This is a genomic window from Acinetobacter sp. BD54 (assembly GCF_044778325.1).
Lineage (GTDB): Bacteria > Pseudomonadota > Gammaproteobacteria > Pseudomonadales > Moraxellaceae > Acinetobacter > Acinetobacter baumannii.
This window is the reverse complement of record NZ_JANJEP010000016.1, coordinates 19,090-39,011: the sequence shown is the minus strand read 5'-3', so window position 1 is coordinate 39,011 and position 19,922 is coordinate 19,090. Positions and strand designations below refer to the sequence as shown.

The window sequence follows — 19,922 nt, the reverse complement described above, 5'->3', positions numbered from 1 at the left end:
TCTCTCCCTAGACTGATTTAGAATCTTGCTATCAATTAAGCATCAATATCCGCATTTAATGCATTTTCTTCAATAAAGGCACGACGTGGTTCAACATCATCGCCCATTAAGCATGAGAACATGCGATCAGCTTCAATTGCATCATCAATAGTCACCTGTAACATATTACGGTTTTCAGGGTCCATTGTGGTTTCCCAAAGCTGCTCAGCATTCATCTCGCCCAGACCTTTATAGCGCTGGATCATCATTCCACGGCGTGAATCTTGCAGAATGTGCTGCCATACCTGATGGAAATTAGCGACTTGAATACGACGATCACCTTTTTGTAAGTATGCGCCATCTTCAATTAACTTGAACCAACTCTTCGAGTTCTTCAATAAACGAGCATATTCCGCAGAATTCAATAAACCTGCGTCAAGTAAGTAAGCGTGTGGCAAGTTATGAACATATACAGTTACACGTGGCCAGTAATGCGCAGATTTCTCGCCTTGGGCATTCTCGCGTTCAAATGTTTCAAGCGTAATTTCAGGGCGCAAACTTGGCTGTAGTCTTTGTACAGCTTCACGTACTTGATCCGCCCATTGTTGTACATAAGCTTGATCATGGTTTTGATCTGCTTTAAATGCATCTACTTCGAGTAATGCATCAAGTAAGCTTGCTGGATAACGTAACGTTAAGCGTTGTAAGCTCTTTTGTGAAACTTGATAGTCTTGAATTACTTTTGCCAGCGCTTCACCTGTAATTGCAGGCGCATCAGCACTAATATGTAAAGCAAGCTCATCAATCGCATTTGAAATCAAGTAAGTTTCTAATGCGTCGTTATCTTTAATATATTGCTCTTGCTTACCTTTTTTGAGCTTATACAAAGGTGGCTGTGCAATATAAATATGACCACGTTCCACCAACTCCGGCATTTGACGGAAGAAGAATGTTAATAACAATGTACGAATGTGCGAACCATCGACATCGGCATCGGTCATAATAATAATTTTATGATAACGGAGCTTGTCAGGGTTATATTCTTCACGGCCAATACCACAGCCAAGTGCTGTAATTAATGTACCTACTTCCTGACTAGAGATCATTTTGTCAAAGCGCGCACGCTCAACGTTCAGGATCTTACCTTTTAAAGGTAGAATAGCCTGCATTTTACGGTTACGGCCTTGTTTGGCACTACCACCCGCTGAGTCACCCTCGACAAGATACAATTCAGAAAGCGCTGGGTCTTTTTCCTGACAATCAGCCAATTTACCAGGCAAACCTGCAATATCTAATGCACTCTTACGGCGTGTCATTTCACGCGCTTTACGTGCAGCATCACGTGCGCGTGCAGCATCAATAATCTTGCCTGCAATTGATTTTGCAGCTTGTGGATTCTCAAGTAAGTAAGCAGAGAACTCTTTGTTCATTGCTTGCTCTACCGCTGGTTTTACCTCACTTGATACCAATTTTTCTTTTGTCTGAGACGAGAATTTCGGATCAGGAACCTTAACAGAAATAATGGCTGTTAAACCTTCACGCGCATCATCACCAGTCACATTCACTTTTTCTTTCTTGAGAATATTTTCATTTTCAAGATACTGGTTTAAGCCACGTGTTAAAGCTGCGCGGAAACCTGCTAAGTGTGTACCACCATCTTTTTGTGGAATGTTATTTGTGAAACAGCGAACATTCTCTTGGTAACTATCGTTCCATTGCAATGCAACTTCTACAGCAATGCCGTTGTCAGCATCGGCTGTGAAATGGAAGATTTCGTTGAGATGGTTTTTACCTTCGTTGATGTATTTTACAAACTCAGATAAGCCGCCTTCATAGTCATACACATGCTCAAGGTTAATACGTTCATCACGTAAAACGATACGTACACCAGCATTCAAGAAAGAAAGCTCACGTAAACGGCGTGCTAGAATTTCAACATTAAAAATGGTTTGACTGAATGTTTCTGCACTTGGCCAAAAACGTACAGTTGTTCCGGTATTATCCGTTTCACCGATCACACGCAATGGATATTGCGGATCGCCATGATGATATTCTTGCTCATGGATTTGACCAGCACGGTAAATCGTTAGATGCAATTTACTTGAAAGTGCGTTAACAACCGAAACACCTACGCCGTGTAAGCCACCTGAAACTTTATAGCTATTATCGTCAAACTTACCGCCTGCATGCAGAATCGTTAAAATTACTTCTGCAGCAGAAACCCCTTCTTCAGGGTGAATATCGGTTGGAATACCGCGGCCATTATCTGAAACACTGACCGATTCATCCTCGTGAATCGTGACAATAATTTCATCGCAGTGGCCAGCTAAAGCTTCGTCGATTGCATTATCGACAACCTCAAACACCATATGGTGTAAACCGGTACCGTCGTCTGTATCCCCAATATACATACCCGGACGTTTACGAACTGCATCTAATCCACGTAATACTTTAATACTAGAGGAATCATAAGCCTTTTCATTGGTTTGTTCTGTTTGAGAGGCTGATTGAGACTCTGAACTCATGGTTTCTCCCTAGCAAATATAGGTTTATTCAAAGATGGGTAACATCAAAAAATTATGGTGCAGCAAGACTAACTTGACCGGATTCAACACTGAATAATTGATATGAAATAGACAGATCATGTAAATGTTTTTTTACCGATGCATGATCTAAAGTTGTCATAAAAACCTGGCTACCAAGTTGGCTTAATCGTTCAATTAAACGTTGTTGTGCGGTTAAGTCTAATTCTGCTGTCAGATCATCTAATAATACCACAGTTTCCTTATTACTCGCATGCAACATTGCAATTTGTGACAGTTTTAAGGCAATAATCAAGAGTTTTTTCTGACCTCTTGATAAAACATCATCAGCATGTCCAAATGGCGTTTTTAAGCGCAAATCTGCCCGATGCGGACCATACTCGGTATAACGTCTCTCGATGTCTTTTTGATGCTGATTCAACAAGTCTTGCATAAGCCCCTGCTCTGTATGAAAACCTGGGCTATATTCCAGCTCAATCTCCAAATCAGGGAGTAATTGGCTTAAGTCATTTTGGAAATAAACATTCCATTGCTCGACAATACTTAAACGCTGTGAGTGCAAAATCTCGCCATAATCACTCAACATTTTGTTCCACGGTTCTAAATCAGCCAATGAAAGATTACGCCGTGTTTTGAGTAAGGTATTACGCTGCTTTAGCGCACGAGAGTAATATTGCCAAGCAAAATAAAATTCAGGTTCCACGTGGAACATAAGCCAATCTAAAAGTTGTCTTCTTGGCTTGGCACCATGATCAATAATATCCGTACTTTGTGGATCAATATGCTGTAAAGGAAGTAACTTTGCGAGCTGACCTTGAGTCGCAACGGTATCGCCATTCACTTTCATGAGTTGCTCACCAGAAGCGAGTTTTTGCATACCAATTTTTTCAGTTGCTGACTGAGCAAATACAATCGCGTCGTCAGCTTCATATTGAATATAATTTTTGGGTATATGTGTACGGAATGAGCGGCCTGTTGCAAGCAAATGGATCGCTTCTAAAATTGATGTTTTACCCGAACCGTTTGCGCCATAAAAGACATTAAACGGTTGCAACCCATGGAGTGCAACCGTTTTTAAATTACGCACACGTTCAATATTTAAGCGCGTAAGATGCATATAGTTAAACCAGATTAAACACGCATCGGCATAACCACATAGGTCTGGTCAGGATGAGCCGGATCTTGAACCAATACAGACTGATTCGCCTCAGTCATGCTCATATTTACATCATCACCATCTAATACACCCAACACATCGAGTAGGTATTGAGCATTAAATGACATTTCTAATGGGGCACTTTGATATTGAATCGCTAAATCTTCAATTGCTTCATCTTGTTCAGGGTTATTTGCACGAAGCTGTAAAGAATCCTGATTGAAGTTTAGGAAAACACCACGCAATTTTTCATTACTTAAAATTGCTACACGTTGTAATGATTGTTTAAATACGTCATGACCAATCAAAACATGTTTATCACCACCACGTGGAATAACACGGCGATAATCAGGGAATTTCCCATCAATCAATTTAGTTGTAAAACGAACTGTAATATCACCTTGTTCTTTATCACGGCTTGGCGTATTAATCGTTACATTTAATAATTCACGGCCAATAAGCAAAGTGAGCTGTTCATCTTCAATGCTGAGTAAACGTTGCAATTCGCCCACAGCTTTACGAGGCACAATCGCTTGTACCAACTGAGATGAAGTAGAGGAAGCCAAAATTTCACAAAGTGCTAAACGGTGACCATCAGTTGTTACTGCACGCAATTGATTTTCATCAATTTCTAATAAAGTACCAGTGAGGTAAAAACGTACGTCTTGTACAGCCATTGCAAAAGCAGTTTTTTCAAATAAACGCTTTAATTCACGTTGAGTCACCTGTACTTGCGTACCTTGGCTATTCTCAGTGGTTAACAATGGATAATCTTCAGCCGGTAGTGTACCTAGCACAAAACGGCTATTACCAGACTTTAAAATACATCTTTGATCTTCAGTAATTTGTAAATCAATCAATGCAGCTGTAGGCAAAGATTTACAAATTTCCATCAATTTACGAGCAGGAACAGTTGTCTCGCCTGCCTCAAGGCACGCCCCTTCTGATAAAGCGGTGCTCGCTACGAGTTCAACTTCTAAATCGGAACCCGTAATAGTGAGCGCTTGAGCATTAGTCTGAATTTTGACGTTTGAAAGAATATTCAAGGTATGACGACGTTCTACCGCACCGACCACATGCGATAAAACATTGAGTAAACTTTCTTTAGCGATTTTCAAACGCACGATTCATTCCTCTAGCAACTTGGAGCAAACATTTCATTTTTTAGCTGTGTACTATGCTGCACTTACGTAGACTTTGCAACAACGTCTTATTATTTCATTAACTTTGAAGCAAACGTAATAAGTTCTTATAATCTTCATCAAAGATTGGGTCTTCTTCCCGTAAACTGACGACTTTTTCACAAGCATGCATCACTGTACTGTGATCACGCCCACCAAAAGCCATTCCAATTTCAGGAAAACTATCTCCCGTTAATTCACGGGCAAGCCCCATCGCCAACTGACGTGGTCGAGCATAAATTCGGGTACGCTTTGGACCTACCAGCTCTTTTAATGGAATTCGGAAATATTCACTCACTACACGCTGGATATTTTCTACACTAATTGTACGAGCACGGATCGCTAAGACATCTTTTAAAGATTCCCGTACGACATCAAGGTCAATTGGAGCACCTTTAAAACGTGAAATTGCGACAACTTTATTCAGTGCGCCCTCAAGTTCACGTACGTTCGCTACGACTTGTTGGGCAATAAACAACGCACAGTTTCTAGGTAAATCAACGCCACTATTTTCAGCTTTTTTAAGCAGAATTTCGATTCGAGTTTCAATATCAGGTGGTTCAACACCTACTGACAGCCCCCAGGAAAAACGAGAAACCAATCGAGGATCAAGTTCTGTTAATTCCTTAGGGTATCGATCAGACGTTAAAATAATTTGTTTAGATTCATCAAGTAAGGCATTAAATGTATAGAAGAATTCAACAAGACTTGCTTCTTTTCCTGCCAAAAGATGAATATCATCTACTAATAACAAGTCTAAAGAACGGCAATTTTTCTTAAACTCTTCTACCTTTCCTTTTTGTAATGAGCTCACAAAATCTTGTACAAAACTTTCTGAAGTCATATACATGACTCTTGCATTCGGCTTCGCTTGCAGTAAGGCATTACCAACTGCTTGCATTAAGTGAGTCTTACCTAGACCTGTCGGACCATATAAAAATAAAGGGTTATGTTGAGAAGCACCTAACTGTGTTAATACTTTTCTACAGGTTTCTGCTGCCATTTGGTTAGAACGGCCTTCAACAAATAGTGAAAAAGTAAATTGTGGATTTAATAGTTTCTTTTTTGAACTCTTAGAACTAACTGCAGTATTAGCAACAGGTTCCGGTTCTCTTTTAACCTTAGCAGGTTGAGGTATAGGGGCAGTTTGTAAAGCTGCTGTAGTTGTTGCAGGCTGTTCACTAGAAGACAAAATACTACCAGGACGAGAATCTACCAAGATTTCAACCTGACGCACCCGCCCTTCTGACAATTGTTCAGCCAATATAGAAATTAACTCTAAATGATTCTCTTGAATATAACGCGTCCAATAAGGATTAGGAGCATAGAGACGTAGTATCCCCTCTACTTCTTCAGCTACTAAAGGGCGAATCCACATCGCAAAGACGTTATCAGAGAGCTCTTGTCGCAAGCGAGTTAAGCAGTCTGTCCAAAGCATGTGTATCCCCTATGTCTGCGTTTTAAATTCAAATCATTTAAAGATTAACCCTTCCTGATGAGAAGGGGTCGCCATTCTACCCAAGTTATCCACATCTGTCATGACGATTTCGTTTGATTTTGCCTAAAAAGAAATCTCTTGTGAATAAATTTAAATTCAAAATCAATTGTGAATAACTTTTTGCACATCCTGTGGATAAATTATCACATAAACTTATCCACAATCCATAAAGACAATAAAAACAGAGTTATCAACAGTTCAAATATATGTTTTTTAAATTTAAAACTGTGAAATCCACAAGAAAAGTCCACACTAATAAGAATAAATTTAAATTTTAAAATTTGAATTTATTTAATAGGGTTGATCCAAATTGTGGATAACTAAAAAATATGAATTTAAATTCAAATATACCAAATCAAAACCAACTTCACATCAAGGTTTGTTGATAAGTATGTAAATAAGAAGTGTATATCTTAAAAGTCTTAATAAAAATAAACAATTACTTTGTGCATAACTTTTAAATAAGAAAAATAGGCTAAATATAAAGAGAAGATAAAAAGTTAAAAATTTGACTTAAATACAAAACTTTCACGGTTTTTCATTGACAGCGTAAACATTGCACAATAAAATCGCGGACCTTTATAGAAAGATCATTTTTGGGAGTTTCGATATGAAACGTACTTTCCAACCATCTGAATTAAAGCGTAAACGCGTTCATGGTTTCCGTGCTCGTATGGCAACTAAAGCTGGTCGTCAAGTATTAGCTCGTCGTCGTGCAAAAGGTCGTCATAGCTTAACTGTTTAATACTGTTACGCTGACCAGACTTGGGTGTGATGGCACTTTACAGTTTTAGCACAGATCTTCGTATACGCTGTGCTGCAGATTATAAAAGTGTATTTGATGGTGCGCTTTTTAAAGTGCATCAACCCCATTTTTTATTTCTTGCAAAATTAACCGAACAGCCTAACAGCCGTTTGGGTATTGTTGTTGCTAAGAAAAAAGTGCGTCGTGCGCATGAAAGAAATCGAATAAAACGTCTTGCTCGTGAGAGCTTTCGTCTACATCAGCCGAAATTTGGGTCAGACATAGATGTTGTTGTGATGCCTAAAGTTGGTATAGAAACGATTACGAATGCTGAGCTATATCAACAATTAGATTTTGCTTGGCAAAAATTACAACGCTTAGCGAAAAAACATTCTAAAGTTGTCCCAACCTCGCAGAATTAAGAGATGACCAATGGTTCGTATTTTGCGTTGGTTCATTCGACTGTATCAAATTGCGATTAGTCCGCTTCTTGGACCCCGTTGTCGTTATATCCCAACTTGTTCCCAATATGCGCTAGAAGCATTACAAACTCATGGTGCAATCAAAGGCGTTTGGTTATCTTCTAAACGTATTTGTCGTTGTCATCCGTGGGGAGGCTCTGGATACGATCCGGTACCGCCTAAAGCAATTCGTTTTATTTCGTTTCATCAAATAGATTCTCAAACGCATCATGTTGCTGTACCCTTTCGTGATCGTTTAATGAAGCAAAATCTCTCTAACCATTTGGGGTAATAGATATGCAACAATGGGCCAGGTTTGCAATTCTCGGGGCCATGTTTGTCACCGCATATTTGCTCATTTTGGCTTGGCAAAAAGATTATGGAAATGCTGCAACTGCACCGCAACAACAAGCGGCGGCTGTAAGTTCACATGAAGTATCTGCTGATTTGCCAAATGCTAAAACTGCAACAGTGGCTTCCGATGTGCCACAAGCAAATATTGCGCAGTCACAAACCACAGATGCAACTGCACCTGTGAATCAACAGCTTATTTCAGTACAAACTGACCTTTATCATCTTTGGATCAATCCAAAAGGTGGTGATATTGTTCGTATTGAATTACTCTCTCACGACAAGAGCAAAGACAGTAATCAACCATTTGTTATGCTTGAAAATGATGCCAAGCGTACTTATGTTGCTCAGTCTGGCTTAATTGGTTTGAATGGACCAGATAGCAGTCGTGGTGGTCGCCCATTATATGCTGTTGAAAAAACATCATATACTTTAGCTGATGCTAAAGGGGTACAAGATCAAAGTGGACATTCTGAGAAAGTTTTAACAGTTCCTATGGTGTTTAAGACACCAGAAGGCGTTGAAATTATTAAAACTTTTACATTTACTCAAGGTCAATATCCAATTGTTGTCAAACATCAAGTTGTTAACCGCAGCCAACAAAACTGGCAAGGACAGATGTTTGGACAGTTGAAACGTGATAATTCGGAAGATCCAGGTAAGTCTTCTCAGGGTATTTTCACTTTAGGTACGTTCTTAGGTGGTGCATGGGGTACTCCGGATGCTCACTACAACAAACTTAAGTTTGCGAATTTCTCTGAAGAAAAACTCAATACCGAAGCTAAAGGCGGTTGGGTTGCAATGGTTCAGCACTACTTTGTAAGTGCTTGGATTCCAGGAAATCTTAAACTGACTCAAGCAAATGGTCAGCCTTATGTCGCTAAACTTGAATCTCGTCAGTCTGCGGATCATATGAATATTATTGGCTTCACTTCGCCAGTAATTAATGTTCCGGCGGGTACTTCAATGGAAGTCGATGCGAAGCTTTATTCAGGTCCAAAAGTACAATCTGAATTAAAAGATTTAGCGGTAGGTTTAAACCAGACTGTTGACTATGGTTGGTTATGGCCAATTGCGAAGTTATTGTTCCTAGGTCTTCAATTCTTCCATAGCATTGTAGGCAACTGGGGATGGTCAATTATCTTACTTACCATTATGGTGAAGATGATTTTATGGCCTTTATCTTCAAAAAGTTATCGTTCTATGGCGAAAATGCGTGTGATTGCACCAGAAATGCAACGCATGAAAGAAGAATTCGGTGAAGACCGTATGCGCTTCTCGCAAGAAATGATGGCGCTTTACAAACGTGAACAGGTTAACCCGCTTTCTGGTTGTTTACCGTTATTGCTACAAATGCCAATTTTCCTTGCTTTGTACTGGGTACTCATGGAAAGTGTGGAATTACGTCATGCACCGTGGTTAGGCTGGATTCAAGATCTGTCTGCGATGGACCCATGGTTCATCTTGCCATTAATTATGGGTGCGACAATGTTTGCTCAGCAAATGTTGAACCCGCAACCAGCTGATCCAATGCAGGCGAAAGTATTCCGCATTATGCCGATTATGTTTACGGTATTTATGTTGTTCTTCCCTGCGGGTCTTGTGTTGTACTGGATTGTGAACAACAGTATTACAATCTTACAGCAATGGTTTATTAACAAGAGTGTTGAGAAAAGTCGTATCAGTAAAGCTGAATCGGCATCTTAATCCTTGAACTTTTGCTGAATCAATCCGCTTAAGATGGTAATCTTAGGCGGATTTTTCTTTGGCTGTATTTTAGGTTTTTAGGTGAATAATATGCATAGTCAAACCACAATTGCCGCAATTGCAACGCCACCAGGGCGTGGTGGAGTGGGCGTGATTCGCTTATCGGGACCTAAGGCTTATGATATTGCTCAAAAACTGACGCAAAAAAACTTACCTGAAGCTCGGATGGCGGGTTTTCGTAAGTTTTATGATACTGATGGAAGTATTATGGATGAAGGCATTGTCTTGTGCTTTCCAAATCCACATTCTTTTACCGGTGAAGATGTTGTAGAACTTCAAGGCCACGGTGGCCCTGTCATTCAAAATGCCTTACTTGGCCGTTTATTTGAGCTTGGGGCAATTGCTGCAAAAGCTGGGGAATTCTCCATGCGAGCTTTTGAAAATGGCAAAATGGACTTGGTACAAGCTGAAGCAATTGCCGATTTGATTGATGCGACCTCTCAAGCTGCGGCTCGTTCGGCAGTCCGTTCTTTACAAGGCGCTTTTTCAACAAAAATTAATACAGTTTTAGAAAAACTGATTCATTTACGTCTGCACGTAGAAGCTGCGATTGATTTTCCAGAAGAAGAAATTGATTTTTTGGCTGATGGCAAAATTTTAGCTTTGTTGGAAGATGTTCAACAATCTGTACATGCCGTTCAAACCTCTGCACGACAAGGGCAATTACTCCGTGAAGGTCTACAGGTTGTTATTGCGGGTAAACCAAACGCGGGTAAGTCGAGCTTGTTAAATGCACTTGCTGGTGTTGAGCGTGCAATTGTGACTGATATTGCTGGTACAACTCGTGATGTTTTACATGAAAAAATTAGCTTAAATGGTTTACCAATCACCTTAACGGATACAGCAGGTCTTCGTGAAACGGGAGATGTAGTCGAGAAAGAAGGCATTCGTCGTGCAATCAAAGAAATTGAGCAGGCCGATTTGTTGTTATTGGTCTACGATTTAAATCAAGGCGATGACCCCTTAAAACTGGCTCAAGAATACTTTGCTGAACATATTGAACCGCGTCGTCTCATGTTAATTGGCAATAAATGTGATTTAACTGGTCAATCTGCCGAAATAAGCGATTATCAAGGGTTCCGTCATATCACAGTTTCAGCAAAACAAGAGATGGGCGTACAAGGCCTCGTAGATGCGATTACAGCGCATGCAGGCTTTCACCCTGAGGAAGATACATTTATTGCGAGAACACGTCATTTAGACGCAATGAAGCGCACTCAGCTCTATTTGGCAGAGGCACGTGAGCAACTTGTTGTATTTAACGCAGGTGAACTCGTTGCCGAATCACTACGTCTTGCTCAAAATGCTTTAGGTGAAATTACGGGTGATTTTAGTGCCGATGACCTATTAGGCAAAATCTTTGGTTCGTTCTGTATCGGAAAATAATAAAAAACTGGATGATGTAGAGTGCTATGTCATCCAGTAATTTTCTCAGCCGTATCTTTTTAAAACTTTTAAGAATTCATCTAGCTCATTTTGATCGACTTCTGCGCCTTTAAGTACGTGATGATGTAAGTGCTGTTCCATTAATTCACTCATCAAACCGTTTATTGCACCTTTTATGGCTGCAACTTGCTGCAAAATATCTATACATGAAGATTCTGGTTGTTCTATCGCATTTTCAATGCTGTTGATTTGCCCTTTTAGTCGTTTTACACGATTAACAATTTTTTTATCCTGACCAATGTGACTCATCTGTTTTCTCTTGTACAATTTAATATACTGGTAGGGAGTATATTGGGTTTAAATTTTATGCAGGATTATAGTGTATCACGTCATCATCAACATCAGTTTGATGAAGGAAATCCACTTGCACAAAAACGTATTTTGATTGCAACCATTTTAACGGCGTCCATGATGGTACTGGAAGTATTTGGTGGGTGGTTCTTCAATTCAATGGCCCTATTGGCCGACGGTTGGCATATGAGTTCACATATGTTGGCCCTTGGTTTAGCCTACTTTGCCTATCGTGCAGCCCGTCATTATTCCAATGATCATCGTTTTAGCTTTGGAACTTGGAAAATTGAGATTTTAGCCGGCTATAGCAGCGCAATTTTGCTGATGGTTGTGGCTATTTTTATGGCTTTTCAGTCAGTTCAACGTTTATTTAACCCGGTTGAAATTTTTTATAATGAAGCGATTCCAATTGCAATTTTAGGTTTAGTTATTAACTTGATTTGTGCTTGGTTACTTCATGATGATGGTCACCATCACCATCACCATCACCATCACCATCACCATCACCATCACCATCACCATCACGAGCATGGGCATCATCACCATGATTTAAACCAAAAAGCTGCGTTTTTACATGTGGTTGCAGATGCAGTGACTTCTGTTTTTGCAATTGTAGCGCTTTTCGCAGGTAAATATTTTGGATGGGATTTTTTAGATGCACTTTTAGGAATTTTAGGTGCTATTTTAGTTGCAAAGTGGTCTTTTGGCTTAATGAAAGAAACAGGTAAAACCCTTCTAGATGCTGAAATGGACCATCCTGTAGTTGATGAAATTCGGGAAGTAATAGCTGAATTTCCGAAACATGTGGAAATTACAGATATTCATGTCTGGAAAGTCGCAAAAGGTAAATTTTCTTGTATTTTGGCACTTGAAACTGACGATATCTCTTTAAATGCAGACCAGATTCGTGATGCTTTATCGATTCATGATGAAATTGTGCATATTTCAGTAGAAATTAATACCTTAAAACCTGTTTATGTTCCACGTGAAACATTGGCATAACTGAGTAGAAGTTTGGTTATAACTCGGTAATCAGTTCTGTTTTCACTAACGGAACTGATTAAAATGTTCTTCTCTCCTGCCTCCGAGTCGGTTTTATGATTAAAAAATTAGGAATATTGGCGTTATTTAGTTTAACTACAAGTTTGAGTTTCGCTAATGTAGATACTGTTCGGGAAAATATTAAAAAACAATATCCTAATTTGAAAATTAGTAATATTCAGAAAACCGAAATGCCTGGGCTATATAGTGCTAATCTGGATCAGCAAATTATTTATCTTGGTGAAGATGGGCAGCACATGTTTGTAGGCTCTATGATTCGGTTAAAAGACCAGAAGAACTTAACTAAAGATCTGGTTTTAGGGCAGAACTCAATTGATTGGAAACAGTTGCCTTTAAAAGATGCCATTAAAACAGTCAAAGGTAATGGTCAGCATGTTTTAGCAGTATTTTCTGATCCAAATTGCCCTTATTGTAAGCAGCTTGAACCTGAACTCGACAAGCTTAAAGATGTCACTATTTACACTTTTATTTATCCTTTAAAACCTCAGTCTATTGTGGTTTCTAGACAAGTTTGGTGTGCACCGAATCAATCATATTCATGGAAAAAATTAATTGAGCAAGGTGTTAAACCAATGGTTGCGAGCTGTACAAACCCGATTGACCGTAACTTGGAATTAGGGAAAAAATTAGGTTTTAATGGCACACCTACTCTCATTTTTGCTAACGGATTTAAACTCGTCGGAGCGCGCTCTGCTGAAGAAATTCAGGCAGTTTGGAAAGAGTTAGGTTTATAAAATGACTTAAAAAAAGCACCATTCGGTGCTTTTTTAAAATTAAATTTCCTACTTAGCTTTTTCGTGCAATTAGGTTATAGATAAAGAGAATAATGACGGCACCAATGACAGAAGCAATAAAGCCCGCCGCTGAATTTTCTCCATAAAGACCAAGTAAGCGACCGCCATAAGTGGCTAGAAGTGAACCTGCAATACCAATTAAAGTAGTAACAATAAAACCTGCTTTATCATCACCTGGGTGTAAAGCACGAGCGATTAAGCCAGCGAAGAAACCAACCACAATAGCAACAATAAGTGACCACATATTTGTTCTCCAGTTGTTTTTTTGATGAAGTTAATGATTTTGCTTCATATTCTATCGTGCGGTAGAGTGATCTGTTTTGTCTGTAGCAGATTGCGACTTTTTGTGTCTTTTTTGTTCAAAGCTCAGGCTTTATATAAAAAAATAGCACCTTGCGGTGCCATTTTTATAAAATTTACAGACCAATTTCACCAATAAATGGTAAGTGACGATATTTCTGGTCGTAGTCTAAGCCATAACCAACAATAAATTTATCTTCAACTTCAAAACCTAAAAATTTAACTTCTAAATCAATTTCACGGCGAGATGGTTTACTCACTAATGTGCATAATTGAATCGAATTTGGTTCGCGAGTCTGCAACATTTCCACGACTTTGCTTAAGGTGTTGCCTGAGTCAATAATATCTTCAACCACAAGCACGTCTTTACCACGAATTTCACCATCAAGATCTTTTAAGATTTTAACGTCTCGACTTGAAGTGGTACCGCCGCCATAGCTAGACACTGTCATAAAGTCGAGTTCATGTGGTTTGGTAATCGTACGGCATAAGTCTGCCATGAAAATAACAGAACCACGAAGTAGACCAATCAGAACCAATTCTTTGTCACTATTTGCATAGTGAGAATTGATTTGCTCGCCGAGCTCTTTGACTTTTGCTTGAATTTCTTCGGTTGAAATCATGATGCTCATTGCAACAGTCATGGCAGATTCCTACAAGATATAAAAGAAAAAATAAAAAAGGTGTTGACCAGCAACACCTCGAAAATCTGAGTTAATGGTAAAATTTTAAAGCAAAATGACGTTTCATGCACCCTTTGATGGCTGTGAAATTTTATCATTTTGCGGAATATGTCGATCACGCTTTAACGCAATAGCACATATTCCAAATAATAACAAAAACTTAACAATGCCTTTTTTATTTGGCTGTTTCTTTTTGATAAGCACGGTTTCCATAAATATAAGTCGCCTCAATATTACGTTCATCACCTAAAGTGAATAATGCAAACAGTGAATCTTCAACAGATTTAGATTTAGACTGGCGAAGTTCCTGTAATGCTGTTGGCTTTAAGTTTAGTACCACAAAGTCTGCTTCTTTACCGACGTTGAAGTTACCTAACTGATCCTGCAAATCGAGTGCTTTTGCTCCGCCTAGGGTTGCATGATAAAGCGCTTCATAAGCTGAGAGTTTATCACCTTGTAATTGCTGAACCTTATAAGCCTCGTTAACAGTTTGCAGTAAGCTAAACGATGTGCCAGCCCCAATATCTGTCCCTAAGCCTACTTTCACTTGTTTTTCCCAAGTTTTTTTCAATGGAAATAAACCACTGCCTAAGAACAGGTTTGAAGTTGGGCAAAATGCGATAGCCGATTGCGTATCATGCATACATTGCCATTCTTCATCTTCTAAGTGAACGCAATGCGCAAACACAGAACGCTTACCAGTCAGGCCATAATGTTGATAAACATCTAAATAGCCCGCTTGTTCCGGAAATAAAGATTTCACCCAAGCAATTTCATCTTTGTTTTCACTTAAATGCGTATGGACATACACATCCGGAAATTCTTGTTTTAACTGCCCTGCTCTTTCTAATTGCTCAGGTGTAGAAGTCGGCGCAAATCGTGGCGTAATCGCATACAGAGCACGGCCCTTACCATGCCATTTTTCAATGAGTGCTTTAGTGTCGCTGTAAGCCGTTTCTGGCGTGTCACACAGCGCTTCCGGAGCATTACGGTCCATAAGTACCTTGCCGGCAATTAAACGCATCTGAACGCGCTCTGCGGCTTCAAATAAGGCATCAACAGACTCGGGATGAACTGTACAGAAAACGAGGGCCGTGGTTGTACCGTGTTTTAAGAGTTCCTGAACAAAGAACTGGGCAATTTCGCTTGCATATGTTTTGTCTTGAAACTGGATTTCAGTTGGGAAAGTATAAGTATTAAGCCAGCTTAAAAGTTGTTCGCCGTAAGCTCCCACCATTTCGGTTTGCGGAAAGTGAATATGGGTATCAATAAAGCCGGGTACAATCAATTGTTCTGGATAATGTTGAACCTCAACTCCAGCAGGTAGATGCTGTTGAGCATCTTCCCATGCACCAAACCATTTGATCTTTCCATGTTCACTAATCAATACACCATCTTCCAAATAACGTACTTGATTTGGAATATCAGCTGGCTCAGAGACAGTTTGTTGAATATCTAAAAAACGACCACGCACAACGGTGGTATTTGCGATCAATGACATGGAAAGCCTATATATTTTCACTTTTTTCGATTGATTGTACCCCAGTTAGCCAAGATTTAAACGGTATAACGTTTACTTAGTCCCCATTCAGCCAAAATCCGTCGATAAGTCGTTGATGAACGGTCTGCTTCAAAATGTGCTTCCATCATTAGATCGAGCGGTAGTTCTTCTGGTTTTTGTGATTCGACCATGTCTTGGTCTTCGGCAAAAATTTGCGCATTAAATGCATATACTTTTTCTAAATCACCTGTTTGGTCAAAGTTACGTGTGAGTGGAACAAATAAACGGGTTTTATTACTTGAGATAGGACAACAGGCATTTAAAATTTTTAAGATCCCACTTTCTGGAAAATCGACAGTAAGCACGGCAGAAAATGGCGGATAAACCTCAAAAGTACGCTTCCACAAAAAGCCTTCTGGTTCGAGATATTTTAGTTCATGCGGATAATTACTGACATTGCTGATATAGACCGTTTTTAAACCATAGTCAGTACGTTCAGTGTGATATTTAGGGACGACAGGGTTATCACGATTCGCAAAGGCGTTGTGATGCACCCATGCAAAATGAGCGACATCAATAAACCCTTCAAGCTGACGACCACTAGAACCACCAATATCCACAAAAGGCGGTAAAATTGATTGATGCTCTGCACGGTCCCAAGTATCTAACACAGGAATATTGGCTTTAGCAATATCACGACCATGAATACTGGTCCAAATGAGGCCATATCTTTGCACAACCGGAAATTTGGTCAGAGAAAAACGATCAGAAATTTTAGTTAGTTCGGGCTGAGCTGGTATTTGAGTACATTTCCCTTCAGTGTTATAGCGTAGACCGTGATAAGGACAAACAATCTCTTCACCATCGACCCAACCTTTGGTTAAAGGCACGCCACGATGTGGGCAAATATCTCGGACCAGATGAATTTCGCCACTTTCTGTTTTATAGAGGGCCATATTGACGTCTAGTAGTGTGACTCTTTGAGGTGCATTAGAGACATCTTGAATACGTGCGACGGGATACCAGTGAGTAGATAAAATTTCCCAATCTTTTGCATCAAAACTGCTATTACATGGTTGAGAAAGTGGCGTTAAAGTTGGAATAGCATTCATTGCATTACTCCTTAAAAAAATTAGGGCTCTGACGAGCCCCTAAAATCTAGGCTTTTTTCTTTTTAGGAGATGCAAAGAGCTTGCCAATATTGAATTTTAAGAAAGTAAACCAGAATAAAAAATTTAAAATACATAGAGTTAAATCATTATATTTTTGAATTTTTGTTCTAATTTAGCTTTAAAGCGAACATTGATTCTTCGCTATATATTTAAAATGCACTGATTGACTGCGTCGGAGACACAATAAAAAAGCACCTAAACAGTGCTTTTTTAAATCTCTATTCACTTATTACTCGACAAAATAATGTGCTGCAAAGTGGGCATCATTACCAATGATGTCATAACAATCTTCACGAATAGACATGCCTGCACATTGATGTCCAACCATCCATAAACCAAGAGTAGGTAGTTGTCCTGAAAATAATGGGGTGTCTACCCATTTCTGTACGACATAACCATATTTGTCATAGTCATCAAAATAAAAGCTACCAGAAGCCGCGCCTTGGTCATGGCCGTCTTGTAAAACCCGAATATTGGCCCCTTCCCTTGCCAAAATCGGCTTTTTCACCCATTTGCCAGACAAACTTTGTTGCGGGTCATAGGTATGGGTTTCGACCAATAATGGATGATTGGGATAACACTTCCAAAGCTCAACCAGAATCGCCTTATTTGAAAGTAGCATTTTCCAGCAAGGTTCAATCCACTGTGTTTGTGGGTGGATATATTGAGAAAATGCTTCTTCCCAGATCCATTCCCATGGATAAAGTTTAAATATGTTCTGAATGGGCTGATTATGGAGATCAACAAAATCTTGCCCGTTCCAACCTATGTTCTCCATAGAAAGCTCGGAAACTTGTAGATGAGCTTGGTAAGCGGTATCCATCAAATACTCGAGATTGCCCCAGTCTTCCCTTCCAGCTTCCTGACAGGCAGCAAAATGCACATGGCTACCACGCGGTAAAATTGTCTTCCAGCGTTTAATCAGGTCTTCATGAATACTATTGAACTGGTCTCGGTTTGCAATGCCCGAGACTTGTTCTATCCACAGCCACTGTGCGACAGAAGCTTCAAGTAAGCCAGTCGGTGTGTCGGCGTTATATTCCAGCATTTTGATATTTCGCCCATCGTAAGCGAAATCAAAGCGGCCATACAGCATCGGAGCATTTTGTTTCCATGAATGTTCAATATGGTTTATGGCAACTTCAGGAATTTGAAAATAAGCTGGGTAGTCCCCGCGTTGAATGAGATCTCCTACTAGCGATAAACACATTTGATGTAGTTCATTTGCCGCATTTTCAAGTTGTTCAATCTGTTTAAGAGTAAACTCATACGCAACCCCTTCAGACCAGTAAATTGAGCCATCGAGAGAAGGTAAATTAAAATAATCAAAACCAATATTTTGATGCTCCACTTGCCAGTCTGGACGTGGAGTAAATATTTTTCTTTTCATATTAAGTGAATGCCTAAAGACTTAGCCGCCGAAAGAGAAACCGCTACGACCAAACCCCCCACGTATTGGGGATGAGGAAGACGCGCTTTTCGCCGTACTTGAAATAATGGGGCGACCTACACTCAAATTGCTGTAAGGATGTAAGGTATTTCCGTGATAAGAAACTTCCCGATTATTTTGATAATACGCAGGCCCTAAATAGCGGCTTCCAACATAGCTAGAACCATGTCCACTTGAGCTATTTTCTTGGTTACATGTTTCATTATTCCAGTCACGAGCACAGTCATATTGGTTGTTATATACGTCTTGTACCAAAGGACCATCATTATGGCTACATGCCGTGAGTAATAACGGGACAATGACAAGATTAATTTTTTTAGAACGCATGAGACTCCACACATTTTAATAAATATATTCGGCATAAAATACCGATTAGCTGTTATCTATTATGTTTCTGATTAGGAAAGATAAATTTTAGGTTGGCATATGATATTAACCTGTTTTTTTAAAGTACAGTCTCTTTTGAAGATTTAGATAACAAGGCATCTTACATGTAGATGCCTTGTTGTGATGAATTAGGACTGCAATTGCTTTTTGTTGTGTCGTAAAGAGAGGTAAGCAGTGATTGCTAACACTATGACGATAAAGCTTAATGAGATCCAGATTGGCATGTGGAATACATCAAGCAACAACATTTTTGCACCAATGAACAATAAGATAATGCCTAAGCCGTATGGCAAGTAATGCAATTTAGTCGCAGCGCCAGCAAGTAAAAAGAACATTGCGCGTAAACCTAAAATTGCCATTAAGTTCGCCGTTAAAACAATAAACGGGTCGCTAGTTACCGCGAAAATAGCAGGAATAGAATCTACGGCGAAAATCACGTCTGAAGCTTCAACCAAAATCAAAACTAGAAATAACGGCGTTGCCCACAATAAACCGTTTTGACGTACAAAGAATTTGTCACCTTCAAGCTGTGGTGTAATACGCATATGGTTACGTAACCATTTTAAAAGCTTGATATCTTCAATGTTGGTTTCTTCTTCTTGGCCTTTTAAGAACTTAAAGCCTGTATATACCAAGAACGCGCCGAAGATATAAAGTACCCAAGAAAACTCTTGAACGAACCATGCACCAATAAAAATAAACAGGGTACGCAGTACGATTGCGCCTAATACGCCGTAGAGCAAAATTTTACGTTGTAGCGCAGCCGGTATAGCAAACGCTGCGAAAATCATTAACCAGACGAAAACGTTGTCAATTGCGAGGGACTTTTCGAGTAAGTAACCTGCAAAGTATTCCATGGTTTTTTGGTTAGCTAAGGTCACCCCAACTGTTTGTTGTAAGTAAAGCCATAAACCACCACCAAATAAGGCTGCGACGCTTACCCACGCCACACTCCAGTAAGCAGCTTGCTTAATTGAGACATCTTGACCTTGTTTTTGCTTAAAGCCTAAAAAGTCAATCAGAAGCATGACAATGACTATGCCAAAGAATGCTACGTACAGCCATAAATTGCCGATTGTTTCCATAAATCCTCCATACATCCGGCAATTGGGCATAAAAAAACCTCGACCAGTTGCCAGATGAATTAAACATCTG

At 39.5% G+C, this 19,922-nt stretch carries 19 protein-coding genes; 7 read left to right on the top strand and 12 right to left on the bottom strand.

Annotation, left to right across the window (positions count from 1 at the left end; all coding sequences use genetic code 11):
• Positions 1 to 35 precede the first annotated feature (35 nt).
• The 4 genes from gyrB to dnaA all read right to left on the bottom strand — a co-directional run bounded on the left by gyrB (position 36) and on the right by dnaA (position 6,297).
• Positions 36 to 2,504: a DNA topoisomerase (ATP-hydrolyzing) subunit B gene (gene gyrB / locus NQ782_RS18095; RefSeq protein WP_000093729.1), complete on the bottom strand. Its 2,469-nt coding sequence runs from the start codon at positions 2,502 to 2,504 to the stop codon at positions 36 to 38.
• A 52-nt stretch (positions 2,505 to 2,556) separates the two neighbouring features.
• A complete protein-coding gene (gene recF / locus NQ782_RS18090) occupies positions 2,557 to 3,639 on the bottom strand; it encodes a DNA replication/repair protein RecF (protein WP_000550807.1) in 1,083 nt (360 codons plus the stop codon).
• 14 nt (positions 3,640 to 3,653) lie between these two features.
• Entirely contained in the window at positions 3,654 to 4,802 is a 1,149-nt protein-coding gene (gene dnaN / locus NQ782_RS18085) for a DNA polymerase III subunit beta (RefSeq protein WP_001237350.1), read from the bottom strand.
• A 97-nt stretch (positions 4,803 to 4,899) separates the two neighbouring features.
• The gene (gene dnaA, locus NQ782_RS18080) at positions 4,900 to 6,297 is read right to left on the bottom strand and encodes a chromosomal replication initiator protein DnaA (RefSeq protein WP_000964768.1); all 1,398 of its coding nucleotides are present in this window, start codon (positions 6,295 to 6,297) and stop codon (positions 4,900 to 4,902) included.
• Between the two features lie 670 nt (positions 6,298 to 6,967).
• Here dnaA and rpmH point away from each other — a divergent pair.
• From rpmH to mnmE, 5 genes are all read left to right on the top strand, one after another.
• Positions 6,968 to 7,102: a 50S ribosomal protein L34 gene (gene rpmH, locus NQ782_RS18075; protein ID WP_000831329.1), complete on the top strand. Its 135-nt coding sequence runs from the start codon at positions 6,968 to 6,970 to the stop codon at positions 7,100 to 7,102.
• Positions 7,103 to 7,131: 29 nt separating this feature from the next.
• Positions 7,132 to 7,524, top strand: coding sequence for a ribonuclease P protein component (gene rnpA, locus NQ782_RS18070; RefSeq protein WP_001240377.1), 393 nt, complete (start codon positions 7,132 to 7,134; stop codon positions 7,522 to 7,524).
• Positions 7,525 to 7,534: 10 nt separating this feature from the next.
• On the top strand, positions 7,535 to 7,855 hold the full coding sequence (yidD, locus tag NQ782_RS18065; RefSeq protein ID WP_000251652.1) for a membrane protein insertion efficiency factor YidD: 321 nt from the start codon (positions 7,535 to 7,537) through the stop codon (positions 7,853 to 7,855).
• 5 nt (positions 7,856 to 7,860) lie between these two features.
• Positions 7,861 to 9,621, top strand: a complete 1,761-nt coding sequence (gene yidC / locus NQ782_RS18060) for a membrane protein insertase YidC (protein WP_001188089.1) — start codon at positions 7,861 to 7,863, stop codon at positions 9,619 to 9,621.
• 90 nt (positions 9,622 to 9,711) lie between these two features.
• Positions 9,712 to 11,067, top strand: a complete 1,356-nt coding sequence (mnmE, locus tag NQ782_RS18055; RefSeq protein ID WP_000556128.1) for a tRNA uridine-5-carboxymethylaminomethyl(34) synthesis GTPase MnmE — start codon at positions 9,712 to 9,714, stop codon at positions 11,065 to 11,067.
• 45 nt (positions 11,068 to 11,112) lie between these two features.
• Here the strand turns inward: mnmE and NQ782_RS18050 are convergent, their stop codons facing one another.
• Positions 11,113 to 11,376, bottom strand: a complete 264-nt coding sequence (locus tag NQ782_RS18050) for a metal/formaldehyde-sensitive transcriptional repressor (RefSeq protein WP_000018128.1) — start codon at positions 11,374 to 11,376, stop codon at positions 11,113 to 11,115.
• A 57-nt stretch (positions 11,377 to 11,433) separates the two neighbouring features.
• Here NQ782_RS18050 and dmeF point away from each other — a divergent pair, with 57 nt between their 5' ends.
• Complete coding sequence (gene dmeF / locus NQ782_RS18045; RefSeq protein WP_001154530.1) at positions 11,434 to 12,420, top strand: CDF family Co(II)/Ni(II) efflux transporter DmeF; 987 nt, start codon at positions 11,434 to 11,436, stop codon at positions 12,418 to 12,420.
• Between the two features lie 95 nt (positions 12,421 to 12,515).
• The gene (locus NQ782_RS18040; RefSeq protein WP_000592160.1) at positions 12,516 to 13,214 is read left to right on the top strand and encodes a DsbC family protein; all 699 of its coding nucleotides are present in this window, start codon (positions 12,516 to 12,518) and stop codon (positions 13,212 to 13,214) included.
• Between the two features lie 52 nt (positions 13,215 to 13,266).
• Here NQ782_RS18040 and NQ782_RS18035 read toward each other — a convergent pair whose 3' ends face one another.
• From NQ782_RS18035 to NQ782_RS18005, 7 genes are all read right to left on the bottom strand, one after another.
• The gene (locus NQ782_RS18035; RefSeq protein WP_000269732.1) at positions 13,267 to 13,518 is read right to left on the bottom strand and encodes a GlsB/YeaQ/YmgE family stress response membrane protein; all 252 of its coding nucleotides are present in this window, start codon (positions 13,516 to 13,518) and stop codon (positions 13,267 to 13,269) included.
• A gap of 172 nt (positions 13,519 to 13,690) precedes the next feature.
• On the bottom strand, positions 13,691 to 14,218 hold the full coding sequence (gene hpt, locus NQ782_RS18030) for a hypoxanthine phosphoribosyltransferase (protein WP_000214980.1): 528 nt from the start codon (positions 14,216 to 14,218) through the stop codon (positions 13,691 to 13,693).
• 214 nt (positions 14,219 to 14,432) lie between these two features.
• Complete coding sequence (gene guaD, locus NQ782_RS18025) at positions 14,433 to 15,758, bottom strand: guanine deaminase (protein WP_057094132.1); 1,326 nt, start codon at positions 15,756 to 15,758, stop codon at positions 14,433 to 14,435.
• A 56-nt stretch (positions 15,759 to 15,814) separates the two neighbouring features.
• The gene (locus tag NQ782_RS18020; protein ID WP_057094134.1) at positions 15,815 to 16,870 is read right to left on the bottom strand and encodes an aromatic ring-hydroxylating dioxygenase subunit alpha; all 1,056 of its coding nucleotides are present in this window, start codon (positions 16,868 to 16,870) and stop codon (positions 15,815 to 15,817) included.
• A 289-nt stretch (positions 16,871 to 17,159) separates the two neighbouring features.
• Complete coding sequence (locus NQ782_RS18015; protein ID WP_057094136.1) at positions 17,160 to 18,320, bottom strand: glutathionylspermidine synthase family protein; 1,161 nt, start codon at positions 18,318 to 18,320, stop codon at positions 17,160 to 17,162.
• A gap of 21 nt (positions 18,321 to 18,341) precedes the next feature.
• A complete protein-coding gene (locus NQ782_RS18010; protein ID WP_001256717.1) occupies positions 18,342 to 18,707 on the bottom strand; it encodes a hypothetical protein in 366 nt (121 codons plus the stop codon).
• Between the two features lie 188 nt (positions 18,708 to 18,895).
• Positions 18,896 to 19,852, bottom strand: a complete 957-nt coding sequence (locus NQ782_RS18005; RefSeq protein WP_000447698.1) for a TerC family protein — start codon at positions 19,850 to 19,852, stop codon at positions 18,896 to 18,898.
• Positions 19,853 to 19,922: the final 70 nt, after the last annotated feature.